The organism is Streptomyces sp. NPDC004838, from assembly GCF_053600955.1.
Genome location: NZ_JBSGAW010000034.1, coordinates 57,825 through 70,608 on the forward strand (window position 1 = coordinate 57,825; position 12,784 = coordinate 70,608).

Below are 12,784 nucleotides of genomic sequence, written 5' to 3' on the forward strand. Positions count from 1 at the left end.
CTCCTGTCACACAGCACGTCCGGCTCGATACGACTACGGGCCGGGGACGGCCGCACGGCCCTCCCCGGCCCGAGCCGGTGTTCTACTGGTTCAGCGAACCTGGTCCACGTCGACGAGGTCGACACGGATACCGCGGCCGCCGATGGCGCCTACGACGGTGCGCAGGGCGCGCGCGGTGCGGCCGTTGCGGCCGATCACCTTACCGAGATCGTCGGGGTGGACCCGGACTTCGAGCACACGTCCACGGCGCAGATTCCGCGACGCGACCTGCACTTCGTCCGGGTTGTCGACGATGCCCTTCACGAGGTGCTCGAGAGCCTCCTCGAGCATACTCAGGCCGTCGGCTCGGCGGACGCCGAGGATGCGCCGGCGTCGGCCGCCTCGTCCGCCTTCTTGTCGGACTTCTTCGCCTTCGGGGTGATGGCCTCACCCTTCGGCTCGCCGCCCTCGAGGGCCTTGGCGAACTCGTCGAACGCGGCGCGCTTGTCGGCCTTCGGCTCGGCCACGAGCAGCGGCGCGGGGGCCGGCAGGCCCTTGTGCTTCTGCCAGTCGCCGGTGAGCTTCAGGATCGCCAGGACCGGCTCGGTCGGCTGGGCGCCGACGGACAGCCAGTACTGAGCGCGCTCCGAGTCGACCTCGATGCGGGAGGGGTTCTGCACCGGGTGGTACAGGCCGATCTCCTCGATGGCCCGGCCGTCACGGCGGGTACGGGAGTCGGCGACGACGATGCGGTAGTGAGGCGAACGGATCTTGCCCAGACGCTTCAGCTTGATCTTGACTGCCACGGGAGTGGTGTCTCCTGGTCTTGACGTGGTTGGGCACAACGAGATGCCACGTGGGGTTGCGGTACTCGGGTGCCCGGTGGACGCGTCAGCCGGAGGAGAGAGGGGTCCTGGTCGGCCGTCGAGTACAGCTAGTCATTGTGCCACACGCCGATGGCGCGCCCGCCCCTCCCTGCCGGCACAGCCCGCACCGCCCCCGTCAGGCGGCCGGCCGTGGATCAGCTCGCGGCGGCGACCGGTTCGGGGATGCGGAAGGGCTTCCCGCAGCCTCCGCAGACGATGGGGGCCTGGGCGAGAACCGACGGCACCACCCGGACATTGCGACCGCAGTCGCAGACGGCCTTCACCCGTACACCGCCGCCCGACGAACCGTGCCGGGCGGCGGGTCCGCGGAAGGAGCGCTTGGTGTCGGACGCCGTGGCGACCGTGTGCGCCTTGAGGGCGCGCTGCAGTCTCTCGATCGTGGGGCGGTACCGGCGTTTCGCCTCGGGACTGAGCACGACCAGGGAGAAGCCGCTGCTGGGATGCGGCTCCTCGGCGTGGTCGAGGCCCATCTCCTCGGCGATCGCCAGGAATCGACGGTTGTGGTAGCGGCCGGCGCGCGAGGTGTCCCGGACACCTCGAGCAGCGGCGATGCCGTGGACTGCCTCATGGAGCAGTCGCTCGAAGGAGAGTTCCCCGCCGCAAGCGGACGAGGACTCTCCGATCAGGGACTCTGGCGCGGCGAGATCTGGCAGCTCAGGGTGGTGCCGCTGAATGTCGGCCCATGCCTGTGCCAGCTCTGCGGCGAGAACAGGTGGTGTCGTGCTCACGTCGTGATAACGAGCCGAACCGCTCGCGGGTTCCATTCCGGGCCATCCCAAATAATTTGCACGTACCCGTCAGTTGGCATTGTTGCGTCCTGACTGGAGCGGGTACGCCGATCTACGGAGAAGACGCGCAGCTCACACCAAGGTGGTACGTAGCCGTGCTTACTCCTCGTGGCGCAACGGGCGGAAACCACATGACCCGGTGACCGGACTGCCGGATCGCCGGAGGCGCGTTCGGTTCTGTGCCCGCGCCCACGGCACTCATGCGCCGAAGACACGGTGATATCGCCGATGTCGCCCGGCTCCGGATACGGCCCCGAGGAGCCGCGGGTCGAGCGAGCCCTCACATACGCCCCGGACGGTCGCTCCACCGGATCGCCGCACCGGCCCCCGAGTCGGGACGCCCGCAACGAGAACGCGTACCCCCAGACGAACGCGTGCGCCCCGGCACCCCTCATGTCACAGCTCCCCACCGGGGTGAGCACCGCCGCCCCCTCGCCGGACAGAGGGCGGCGGGGCGATGAGGGCGACCTTACCCGGAACGCCCTCCGGACCGGGAATGGACCTGGAACGGGCCTGGAATGGACCGGGTACGGATCGACGGGGACTCGGCGGGAAGTCGGCGGGAAATCGCGGGGAGAAGACGCCCGACGGCTCCCGCAGGGCCGACGGCACGGCCGCACCGCGACACGGTCGGCCGGACGCGCCGCCGACTCCGACTCCCGCCCGGCTCCCGCTCCGGCGCGAAGCCTCGACGTGCTCAGCGCCGCCGGTCGGGTCAGACTGTCGGATGGCGGGCGGAAAGAGGGTCCCTCGGGCACGCGGGCCCTCCATGCGGGCGTCCGCCCCGCCGCGTCCGCTCTCTCGGGCGGCAACCGCACCGCGGCGGGTGAAGCACACAGAACCCTGGGGCGTGCGCCGGGGCACATAAGCACTGCCGTACGCCCCCTGCACGCAGGGCGGACGGGGAGTTCTCTGACAGGGGAGTTCTCCGGCGTACGGGGAGGACCACGGGGAGCGCAGTCGTACGCACCACAGGGGGGTGTCCAGTATTCGGCCACTCAGCGGATCGAGGCGCATTCGATGACACCAACGCTCGTCCGGCACCGACCCCACAGGGCGTCCATGTCACCGGCCCGGGAGGCCGAGCGACATCCCGTGGAGGTGTCCGCGCAGGCGAGGGACTGGGCCGAGATCCAGGAACGGATGCTCGTACCGCTGTACGAGGCCGTGTACGACCGGCTGGAAGCGGATGCCACGACCCGGCTCCTCGGTCTGGGCTGCGGCTCCGGTCTCGCTCTGCTGATCGCCGCCGCGCGCGGCGCGCGGGTGACCGGGGTGGACACGGACCGGGAGCGGCTGGCCCTTGCACGGGAGCGGACGGCCCCCGATGCCGCCGCCGACGCCCGGACGGTCGACATCGGCCTGGTGGAGGGGGAAGTGGCCGCCGCGGCGGACCCCGCGGACACTCCGTACAACATGATCACCGCGTTCCGGCCCATCGGCTGCGCGGCCGGTGACGCCGAACGGCTCGGATCCGACCTGGCGGCCGCGGTCGGGCTGGCGGACCGCGGCAGCGCGTTCGTCCTGACCGGCTGGGGCCCGCCCGAGCGCTGCGCCACCTCCGGGATCCTGCGGATCGCCGGACGTCTCGCCCACCGGCCGGAGGGCGGCTGGCGCCCGGCCCGCCGCGACGATCTGGAGGACCTCGCCGCCGGTGCCGGCCTGAAGCCCGACGGGTCCGGCCGGGTCGCGTGCCCCTTCGGGTACGCGGACGTGGACAGCGCCGTACGCGGGCTGCTGTCGACGGGGCAGTACGCGGCGTATCCGAAGGGGCACACGCCCCGGCCGCAACTGGAGAAGGCGATAGCGGAAGCGCTGCATCCGTACATCCGCCGCGACGGGACCGTGTGGATGCCGAACGTCTTCCGCTATCTGATCGCCCGCACGCCCTGATCCGGCCCGGTCCGCCCGTGCGGGGGCCCGCCCGCGGTCGCGTCGAAGGTCAGCGCATGAACTTCTTGAACTCGTCAGGCAGTTCGAATTCCTGTCCTTCGACGCCCGCGGGCAGTCCGAAGGCGCCGCCCTGAGCCGCCTGCTCACGCCGGACGGCGGCGGCCTCCTCCTCGGCCTTCCGCTTCATCGGGTTGCCGCTCCTGCGCTTACCCTTCGCCTGCTTCTGCTGCTTCTTCTGTCGGCCCGGACCGCCACCCATGCCGGGAATTCCCGGCATACCGGGCATTCCGCCGCCCTGTGCCATCCGCGACATCATCTTGCGCGCCTCGAAGAACCGCTCCACCAGGCTCTTCACCGCGCTGACCTCGACGCCCGAACCCTTGGCGATACGGGCCCGGCGGGAACCGTTGATGATCGTCGGCTCCTGGCGCTCGGCCGGCGTCATCGACTTGATGATCGCGGCCGTACGGTCCACATCGCGCTCGTCGATGCTGTTGATCTGGTCCTTCATCTGGGCCATGCCGGGCAGCATGCCGAGCAGCTTCGAGATGCTGCCCATCTTCCTGACCTGCTCCATCTGCGCCAGGAAGTCGTCGAGCGTGAAGTCCTTGCCCTTGCTGCTCGCCAGCTTGGAGGCCATTTTGGCGGCCTCTTCCTGGCTGAAGGTCTGCTCGGCCTTCTCGATCAGCGAGAGCACATCGCCCATACCGAGAATGCGGGACGCCATCCGGTCCGGGTGGAACGCGTCGAAGTCGTCCAGCTTCTCGCCGTTGGAGGCGAACATGATCTGACGCCCGGTGACATGCGCGATGGAGAGCGCGGCACCGCCTCGGGCGTCGCCGTCCAGCTTGGACAGCACCACGCCGTCAAAGCCGACGCCGTCGCGGAACGCCTCGGCGGTGTTGACGGCGTCCTGGCCGATCATCGCGTCGACGACGAAGAGGATCTCGTCGGGCGAGACGGCGTCGCGGATGTCAGCGGCCTGCCGCATCAGTTCCTGGTCGATGCCGAGGCGGCCGGCGGTGTCGACGATGACCACGTCGTACTGCTTGGCCCTGGCGTGTTCCAGCGAGTCCTTGGCGACCTGCACCGGGTCTCCGACGCCGTTGCCCGGCTGCGGCGCGTACACGGCGACATCGGCGCGGTCGGCGACGACGGAGAGCTGATTGACGGCGTTCGGACGCTGGAGGTCACAGGCGACGAGCAGCGGGGAGTGGCCCTGGCCCTTGAGCCAGCGGCCCAGCTTTCCGGCGAGGGTCGTCTTACCGGCGCCCTGGAGACCGGCGAGCATGATGACGGTCGGCGGCTGCTTGGCGAACCGGAGGCGACGGGTCTCGCCACCGAGGATCCCGACCAGTTCCTCGTTGACGATCTTGATGACCTGCTGCGAGGGATTCAGCGCCTTGGAGACCTCGGCGCCCCGCGCCCGCTCCTTGACGTTCGCGATGAAGGCGCGAACGACCGGAAGGGCGACATCCGCTTCGAGCAGCGCGATACGGATCTCGCGGGCCGCGCTGTCGATGTCCGCCTCGGAGAGGCGACCCTTGCCCCGAAGGGTTTTGAAGGTGTTCGCCAAGCGGTCGGAGAGAGTATCGAACACGGCGCTCGTCGGTCCTCAGAGTCGGGGGCAAGGGAATCGCCCTCCAGAGTATCCGTACGCACGAGGTACGTGACCTCGCCCGCAGGGACCGGTACACGGGAGGGGCCGTGCGGAGGCGGTGTGCGGGGGCAGTGTGCGGGGGCGGTGTGCGCGGGCGGCACCGGGGGCGGCCGGCGTCACCGGGCCGCCGCGCTCCCGCGTCAGCTCAGGGCCTGTTCCATGGCCCGGGCCAGTCGGTCCGCCCTCTCGTCCGACAGCGGGGCGCCCTGCGCGTCCGTCACGTACACCGTGTCGACCGCGTTCGCGCCCAGCGTGCTCACATGGGCGCTGCGCACCCGTACGCCCGCGTCCTCCAGCGCGTGGCCGATCCGGTGGAGCAGGCCGGGGGCGTCCTGGGCGCGGACCTCGATGACCGTGGCGTGCCGGGAGGCCGCGGACGCGACCGTGACCCTGGGCGGCGGGGGCTCGGCCCCGCGCCTGCGGGGGTACGCGGCCTCGCGCTCGGCCAGCCTGGCCGTGATGTCCAGCGAGCCGTCGAGGGCGCGTACGAGGTCGGCGCGGAGGCGGGCGGCCTGGGGCAGCGAGCCGAAGGCCGCCGCGACACGCCAGTCGAGCACGAGGACGGCCCCCGCACCCGGCTCGCCGGACCCCATTTCGCCCGGCAGCTCGACCTCCCGGAGATCGGCCGCCCGGACGGTGAGGCGGTGGAGAGCGAGGACCCCGGCGACTGCGGGCAGGACGCCCGGCCGGTCGGGGAGCGCGATCAGCAGTTCGACGCCGACGGGTTCCGGTGCCGCGTACGGGTCCGCGTCCCGGTCCCGGTCCGGGTCCGGGTCCGGGCCTTCCCGAGGGGGCTCGGCTTGGGCGCGCAGGGAGAGGACCGGGCCGCCGGTGCGGAGTGCTTCGACGGCGAGGCGTTCCTGTTCGGCGCTGGGAGCGGTGTGTTCCCGTTCGTCGGCGGGTTCGCCCTTGAGTACCGCCGCCACACGGGCGACCAGGTCGGCGACGAGCGAGCCGCGCCAGGCGGACCAGGCGGCCGGTCCGGTGGCGAGGGCGTCCGCCTCGGTGAGGGCGTGCAGGAGTTCCAGCGTGCCGGTCGTCCTGACGGCCTCCGCGACCTTGCGCACGGTGGCCGGGTCGTCCAGATCCCTGCGGGTCGCCGTCTCGACGAGCAGCAGATGGTGGCGTACGAGGGTGGCGACGACCGCCACGTCGGCGCGGTCGAACCCGATCCGGGCGGCCATGTCCCTGGCGATGGTCTCGCCCACGGCGCAGTGGTCGCCGGGCCAGCCCTTGCCGATGTCGTGGAGGAGCGCGGCGACCAGCAGCAGGTCGGGACGGCCGACGCGGCGGGTGAGCGCGGACGCCTTGACGGCCGCTTCGACGAGATGGCGGTCGACGGTCCAGGTGTGGACGGCGTTGCGCTGGGGGCGGCAGCGGACGCGGTCCCAGTCGGGCAGCAGCCGGGTGATCAGGCCCTCGGCCTCCAGCGCCTCCCAGACGGCGACGGTGGGCTCGCCCGCGCCGAGCAGGGTGACGAACTCCTCGCGGGCCTCCGCGGGCCAGGGCACCGGCAGGGGGCGGGCCGCCTCGGCCAGTCTCCGTACGGCGTGCGGGGAGACGGGAAGTCCGGCCTGGGCGGCGGCGGCCGCGGCGCGCAGCGGCAGTACGGGGTCGCGTTCGGGTCTGGCGGTACGGGCGAGCACGGCCTCGCCTTCGTGTTCGACGACTCCGTCGGCGAGGGGGGTGCGCTCGGGCTCGGGGCGGCGGCCGGCGCCGAGCAGGGCGCGGAGCCGTGGCCGTGCGGAACGGGCCCTGATGACGCGGCCGACCTCGCGCCAGGTGACGTCGGTGGCGTACGAGATGGTCCGGGCGGCCTCGTACACCTGGCGCAGCAGGGCGTCGGCGTCGAGGAGGCCGAGTTTGGCGGCGACCTGGTCCTGTTCCTGGAGGGCGAGGCGGTCGGTGGCGCGGCCGGTGGACAGATGGAGGGCGTCGCGGGTGTCGAGGAGGATCCGGCGGGCGGCGGAGAGTCCCTCGCGGGGCGCGTCGGCGAGCCAGGAGGCGGCGACGGCGCGCAGGGCGGTGGCGTCCCGGAGTCCGCCGCGGGCCTCCTTGAGGTCGGGTTCGAGGAGGAATCGGAGTTCGCCCTGGCGCTCGGCCCGTTCGCGGCAGAGGTCGTTCAGCTCGGGGAGGCGTTGGGGGGCCTGGTTGCGCCAGTCGGCGAGTACGGCGGTGCGCAGCGAGGCGACGAGGCCGAGGTCTCCGGCGATCGGGCGGGCGTCGAGCAGCCCGAGGTGCGCCTTCAGGTCGTCGCCCGCGGTCTTCTGTGCCTCGGCGGGGGTGCGTACGGAGTGGTCGAGCGCGAGGCCGAGGTCCCAGACGGGGTACCAGATGCGGTCGGCGAGGGTGGCGATGGCGCCGGAGCCGGTGGTTCCGTCGTGGAGGAGGAGCAGGTCGAGGTCGCTGCGGGGGGAGAGTTCGCCGCGGCCGTAGCCGCCGACGGCGACGAGCGCCGCGCCACGGACCCCGGCCGCCTGGCAGGCGCTGGTGAACAGGGCGGCCAGCCACTGGTCGGTGAGTTCGGCGAGCGATCGACGGCGCGGCGGCCCGGACCGCTCCTTCTCGTTGAGAAGGAGCAGCCGGGCCGCCGCGTATCCGCCGGGCAACGGGGCGCCCTGTCCGGTGCCGGCCGGCCTGTGGGCGCTGGCAGCCCCGGTGGAGGCTTCTGGGCTGTTCACTGGCTCGTACCTCGCTCGCTCGGTCCGTCCCCCGGCTGCCGCGGAGGGTGCCCCCGCCTCTTCGGCGGGGGCGCGTGCCCTCCGGCTCGCTCACCGCCGGGTGCGGTCCCCCGTCACCGGGGGCTTGCCTCTTCCGGGGCGTTTTCAGAGATTCCGGGGCATTCTCAGAGGGCGTCGGGGCCGCGTTCGCCCGTACGGACGCGTACCGCGGTGTCGACCGGGACGCTCCACACCTTGCCGTCGCCGATCTTGCCGGTGCGGGCGGCCTTGACGATGACGTCGAGGAGCTGTTCGGCGTCGTCGTCCTCGACGAGGACCTCGATACGGATCTTGGGCACGAGGTCGACGGTGTACTCCGCGCCCCGGTAGACCTCGGTGTGTCCTCGCTGGCGGCCGTAGCCGCTGGCCTCGGTGACCGTGAGGCCGTGGACTCCGAACGCCTGGAGCGCCTCCTTGATCTCGTCCAGCCGGTGGGGTTTCACGACTGCGGTGATGAGCTTCATGCGTCCACCTTCTTGTTCTGCGCCGCCTTCTGGTTCCGCGCCGCCGACGCCACGGACTCGCTCGGCACCGGTGCGGCCTTGCGGGAGCCCGTGCCGCCGCCCGCGCCGCTGAAGTCGTACGCGGTCTCGGCGTGCTCATCCTGGTCGATGCCGGAGATCTCGACGTCCTCGTCCACTCGCATGCCGATCGTCTTGTCGAGGAGGAAGGCGAGGACGGCGGAGACCACCAGGGAGTAGGCCAGTACGGCGAGGACTCCGACGGCCTGCTTTCCGAGCTGCTCCAGGCCACCGCCGTAGAAGAGGCCCTTGGCGTCGGACTGGACGCCTCCGGTGGCGAAGAGGCCGACGAGGAGGGAGCCGGCGATGCCGCCGACGAGGTGGACGCCGACGACGTCGAGGGAGTCGTCGTAACCGAACCTGAACTTGAGGCCGACGGCCATGGCGCACAGGACACCGGCGATCGCGCCGATGGCGATCGCGCCGAGCGGGGAGCAGGAGCCGCCGGAGGGGGTGATGGCGACGAGGCCCGCGACCGCGCCGGAAGCGGCGCCGAGGGTGGTGAACGCGCCGTGGCGGATCTTCTCGTACGCCAGCCAGGCGAGCATCGCGGCGGCGGTGGCCACCTGGGTGTTGACGAACATGACCGCGCCGACGCCGTCGTCGTTGCCGAGCCAGGATCCGGCGTTGAAGCCGAACCAGCCGAACCAGAGGAGGCCGGCGCCGAGCATGACGAGCGGCAGGCTGTGGGGGCGCATCGGGTCCTTCTTGAACCCGGCGCGCTTTCCGATGACGAGGATGACGCCGAGGGCCGCGGCTCCGGCGTTGATGTGGACGGCGGTGCCGCCGGCGAAGTCGATGACCCCCATCTCGAAGAGCCAGCCTCCCGCGCCCCACACCCAGTGGGCGACCGGGAAGTAGACGACGGTGGCCCACAGGGTGATGAAGAGCGCCCAGGCGGTGAACTTGACGCGGTCCGCGAGCGCTCCGCTGATCAGTGCGGGGGTGATGATCGCGAACATCAGCTGGAAGACGGCGAAGACGTAGACGGGGATGGTGTAGCCGTCCCACAGCTGGGTGAGACCGAGGCCACTGAGACCCACGTACTCGGACGACCAGCCGATGAGGGAGCCGGAATCGGTGCCGAAGGCGAGGCTGAATCCGTAGAGCACCCAGAGAATGGTGACGATTCCGAGGCTGATGAAGCTCATCATCAGCATGTTGAGGGTGGACTTGACGCGAACCATGCCTCCGTAGAAAAAGGCGAGGCCGGGTGTCATCAGCATGACCAGGGCGGAGCAGATGAGCATGAAGCCGGTGTTGGCGGCCGAGAGGGTCGGGGTTTCTGCGGCAAGCGTCGAGATGCCTGGGGGCATCGGCGTCTCCTCGTCGTCGGTGCGGCGGCGCGGCATGGTGCTGTCGGAGGCCGAAGCGGTTCTGCGGGCCGGGTATGGGCCATGAGGTTGACGCAGCGCCGTTTCGGCCGATGCCGCTCGATGTTTCGCGCCAGTGACGAAGAGGTCGTCTGTGTTACGCCGTCGTGAACGGACGGTTCCCGGACATGCCCGGTCGTATCCTGCGCCCGCGGCCGGCAGCCGGAGTCAGGGGCGGGGGCGGGGGACGGCAGGCGGCATCTGTATGCGGTCGCGTCCGGCCACGGGCACCGCCCCCGTGGGGGTGCGGTGCGTCAGACCGCTTCGGCGGTCTCGGGAAGCTGGGCGGTGAGCATGTCGGTGAGGTGGACGACTTCGGCCACATCGCCGAAGTCGCGGGCGGCCGTGTCGACCGTCTTCCGCAGCCGGGTGTTGACCCGCTCCGAGCGGACCCGCCGGGCGATGGTGAGGGCTTCGGAGGCGAGGCCGGTCGCCTGCTCGGGCTCCCTCTTCAGCAGATGGACCGTGGCCATGCCGATGAGGTTGAGCGCGTACGACCGCTGGTGTTCGTCGTCCTGGCCGAAGAGGTGTACGGCGCGCTCCATGACGGGCTCGGCGAGTGAGGCGTAGGTGGGGCTGCGGCCGGCCACATAGGCGAGGTCGCGGTAGGAGTGGGCGTTCTCCCCGTTGAGTTCGGCCTCGGAGAAGAAGCGGATCCAGTCGGGCTCGGGCCCGCCGTCCGCGGCGGCGTCGGCGAAGGTGTCCTCGGCGATCCGGACGGCGCGCTTGCACTTGCTGGGCTGGCCCATGTTGGCGTAGGCGCGTGCCTCCATCGCGTACAGCATGGCCTGGGTCCGGGCGGTCGCGCAGTCGCGGCTGCCGTACTGCGCGAGATGGACCAGTTCGAGGGCGTCGTCGGGACGTCCCAGGTGGATCATCTGACGGCTCATCGAGGAGAGGATGTACGAGCCGAGCGGTTTGTCGCCCGCTTCCTTGGCCGCGTGCAGGGCGAGGACGAAGTACTTCTGGGCGGTGGGCTGGAGACCGACGTCGTAACTCATCCAGCCGGCGAGTTCGGCGAGTTCGGCGGCGACCTTGAACAGACGCCGGGAGGTGGGCTCGGGATGGGATTCCTGGAGGAGGTCGGTGACTTCGTGGAGCTGGCCGACGACGGCCTTGCGGCGCAGGCCGCCGCCGCACTGGGCGTCCCACTGACGGAACATCACGGTGGTGGCCTCCAGCAGCTCCAGCTCGGGCTTGGAGAGCCGGGAGGGCCTGCGCGGGCCCGGCAGGGACTCGCGCCCGCCCGGCTCGGCGCCCGGCGTCGGCACGAGCCAGCGCTGCATGGGCTCGACGAGGGACGGGCCGGCCGCGAGTGACAGCGAGGTCCCGAGGAAGCCGCGCCGCGCCAGCATCAGATCACTGCGGGAGAACTCGCTGAGCAGGGTGACCGTCTGGGGGCCCGCCCAGGGAAGGTCCACACCGGACACGGAGGGCGACTGGTGCGCGGAGCGGAGACCGAGATCCTCGATGGCGACGACGCTGCCGAACCGTTCGGAGAACAGCTCGGAGAGGATGCGCGGGATCGGTTCGCGGGGTTGTTCGCCGTCGAGCCAGCGCCGTACCCGTGAGGTGTCGGTACTGATGTGGTGTGCGCCCATCTGGCGCGCACGGCGGTTGACCTGACGCGCCAGCTCGCCCTTGGACCAACCGCTGCGCACGAACCACGAGCTCAGCCGCTCGTTCGGGCGCTTGCCGATATGCGTACCGGCTCCGCTGCCGTCCACTGGAACGCCCCCATCCGTGAAGCCTGAAGCTCGAACCCCTACCAGAATGCCGTGAGTCGGGGCCATCTGTGCGGAGGATGCGGTCCATCACAGTCGATCCGCACAGGAAACCCGGTTGCCTCCGGCATAGCCAACGGCGCGCGCAACTCCAGGGTTCGCACACCGAAAGTAATCCTACGATCACTCGCGCGCGAGAGAGAATCCAGAAACGCCACCATTCGCCACCCCTTCGAATGAACTGCCCCGCACTCGGGCGCGATTCACTTGACAGAAGACGATCAGAAGGCGGCGGAACGATGCGCAGATAGGCGCGCGAATCGATCCGCACTCCCCCTTGCGCTTCTGTGCGCCGCCGGACCTTTACCGGTTGCGACGCTGTGTCACGTGGAGACTTCGGGTCGTAACCACCGGCGAGCACGACCCGTTGGAGGGGGCATGGGCTTCACGATCGGCGGCAGCAAGGGGATCCGGGACATCCGGTCCGCCCGTCCGGGCTCACGACGCCGTGGCCGCGCGGCGGAGCGCACGGTGACGGCGGTGGCCGAGTACACGGGGCTCTGGGGCTGGGCCGTGACGCCGGGGGCGCGGGCCGCGGGCGGCGCGTGCTCCTGCGGCGGCCCGGACTGTACGGCTCCGGGAGCGCATCCGCTCTCCTGCGGCGCCGAGATCCCGGCGGGGGCCACACTGGACGAGGTCACCGAAGCATGGTCGGAGGTGCCCGGCGCGGCGCTGCTGCTGCCCGTGGGGCGCTCCTTCGACATCCTCGACGTGGCCGCTCCGGCCGGACGCCGGGCGCTGGTGCGCCTGGAGCGGATGGGGCTGCCGCTGGGGCCGGTGTCGGCGACGCCCGACGGCAGGTGCCAGTTCTTCGTGGCCCCCGGCGCGGCCGGGCGACTGCCCGAGCTGCTGTACCGGATGGGGTGGGACGACGCGGATCTCGATCTGCACTGTCTCGGCCCCGGCGACCACATCACGGCCCCGCCGTCCGATCACGCCGGCCTGGGCCCGGTCAGCTGGCTGCGGCCCCCGTCGCTGGACACGGCCGCGGCGCCGCCCGAGGCCCGGCTGCTGCTCGGAACTTTGGCGTATATCTGCCATCGCTCGGCGGCCTAGGGCATTCGTCCGGCATCGTTGGGTGTGACGCCGGATCCGATCCCCAGGATCGGGCGTCACAAGGAAGTGCCCGGCGCGTCACCCCCCACGTGCCGGGCACTTCTCCCACCACTCCACACAACT

General features: G+C 71.3%; 10 protein-coding genes. 2 read left to right on the plus strand and 8 right to left on the minus strand.

Annotated features, from left to right (window positions below; genetic code table 11):
- Window positions 1-90: 90 nt before the first annotated feature.
- From ACWEFL_RS30735 to ACWEFL_RS30745, 3 genes are all read right to left on the minus strand, one after another.
- A complete protein-coding gene (locus ACWEFL_RS30735; protein WP_020868149.1) occupies window positions 91-330 on the minus strand; it encodes an RNA-binding protein in 240 nt (79 codons plus the stop codon).
- A 2-nt stretch (window positions 331-332) separates the two neighbouring features.
- Window positions 333-785 carry a 30S ribosomal protein S16 gene (rpsP, locus tag ACWEFL_RS30740; protein ID WP_451718816.1) on the minus strand — a complete coding sequence of 151 codons (453 nt, stop codon included), beginning with the start codon at window positions 783-785 and terminating at the stop codon, window positions 333-335.
- Between the two features lie 215 nt (window positions 786-1,000).
- On the minus strand, window positions 1,001-1,630 hold the full coding sequence (locus ACWEFL_RS30745) for a hypothetical protein (protein ID WP_451718819.1): 630 nt from the start codon (window positions 1,628-1,630) through the stop codon (window positions 1,001-1,003).
- Between the two features lie 1,044 nt (window positions 1,631-2,674).
- Between ACWEFL_RS30745 and ACWEFL_RS30750 the strand changes: the two genes are divergently transcribed.
- Window positions 2,675-3,547 carry a methyltransferase domain-containing protein gene (locus ACWEFL_RS30750; RefSeq protein WP_451718821.1) on the plus strand — a complete coding sequence of 291 codons (873 nt, stop codon included), beginning with the start codon at window positions 2,675-2,677 and terminating at the stop codon, window positions 3,545-3,547.
- A 49-nt stretch (window positions 3,548-3,596) separates the two neighbouring features.
- On the opposite strand, the gene ffh is transcribed toward ACWEFL_RS30750, so the two are convergent.
- From ffh to nsdA, 5 genes are all read right to left on the minus strand, one after another.
- Window positions 3,597-5,147 carry a signal recognition particle protein gene (gene ffh, locus ACWEFL_RS30755; RefSeq protein WP_451718824.1) on the minus strand — a complete coding sequence of 517 codons (1,551 nt, stop codon included), beginning with the start codon at window positions 5,145-5,147 and terminating at the stop codon, window positions 3,597-3,599.
- Window positions 5,148-5,347: 200 nt separating this feature from the next.
- The gene (locus tag ACWEFL_RS30760; RefSeq protein WP_451718899.1) at window positions 5,348-7,816 is read right to left on the minus strand and encodes a [protein-PII] uridylyltransferase; all 2,469 of its coding nucleotides are present in this window, start codon (window positions 7,814-7,816) and stop codon (window positions 5,348-5,350) included.
- A gap of 236 nt (window positions 7,817-8,052) precedes the next feature.
- Window positions 8,053-8,391 carry a P-II family nitrogen regulator gene (locus ACWEFL_RS30765; protein ID WP_143640660.1) on the minus strand — a complete coding sequence of 113 codons (339 nt, stop codon included), beginning with the start codon at window positions 8,389-8,391 and terminating at the stop codon, window positions 8,053-8,055.
- Entirely contained in the window at window positions 8,388-9,764 is a 1,377-nt protein-coding gene (locus ACWEFL_RS30770) for an ammonium transporter (protein WP_451718827.1), read from the minus strand. The genes ACWEFL_RS30765 and ACWEFL_RS30770 overlap by 4 nt, the downstream gene beginning before the upstream one ends.
- Window positions 9,765-10,075: 311 nt before the next feature.
- A complete protein-coding gene (nsdA, locus tag ACWEFL_RS30775; RefSeq protein ID WP_451718830.1) occupies window positions 10,076-11,548 on the minus strand; it encodes a transcriptional repressor NsdA in 1,473 nt (490 codons plus the stop codon).
- Between the two features lie 435 nt (window positions 11,549-11,983).
- Between nsdA and ACWEFL_RS30780 the strand changes: the two genes are divergently transcribed.
- A complete protein-coding gene (locus tag ACWEFL_RS30780; RefSeq protein ID WP_451718833.1) occupies window positions 11,984-12,661 on the plus strand; it encodes a bifunctional DNA primase/polymerase in 678 nt (225 codons plus the stop codon).
- Window positions 12,662-12,784: the final 123 nt, after the last annotated feature.

What these genes read in the sequence shown, in the direction of transcription:
- ACWEFL_RS30765 (WP_143640660.1), bottom strand. Translation starts at nt 8,391, where the DNA reads ATGAAGCTCATCACCGCAGTCGTGAAACCCCACCGGCTGGACGAGATC.
- ACWEFL_RS30770 (WP_451718827.1), bottom strand. Translation starts at nt 9,764, where the DNA reads ATGCCCCCAGGCATCTCGACGCTTGCCGCAGAAACCCCGACCCTCTCG.
- ACWEFL_RS30750 (WP_451718821.1), top strand. Translation starts at nt 2,675, where the DNA reads ATGACACCAACGCTCGTCCGGCACCGACCCCACAGGGCGTCCATGTCA.
- ACWEFL_RS30745 (WP_451718819.1), bottom strand. Translation starts at nt 1,630, where the DNA reads ATGGAACCCGCGAGCGGTTCGGCTCGTTATCACGACGTGAGCACGACA.
- ACWEFL_RS30780 (WP_451718833.1), top strand. Translation starts at nt 11,984, where the DNA reads ATGGGCTTCACGATCGGCGGCAGCAAGGGGATCCGGGACATCCGGTCC.
- ACWEFL_RS30735 (WP_020868149.1), bottom strand. Translation starts at nt 330, where the DNA reads ATGCTCGAGGAGGCTCTCGAGCACCTCGTGAAGGGCATCGTCGACAAC.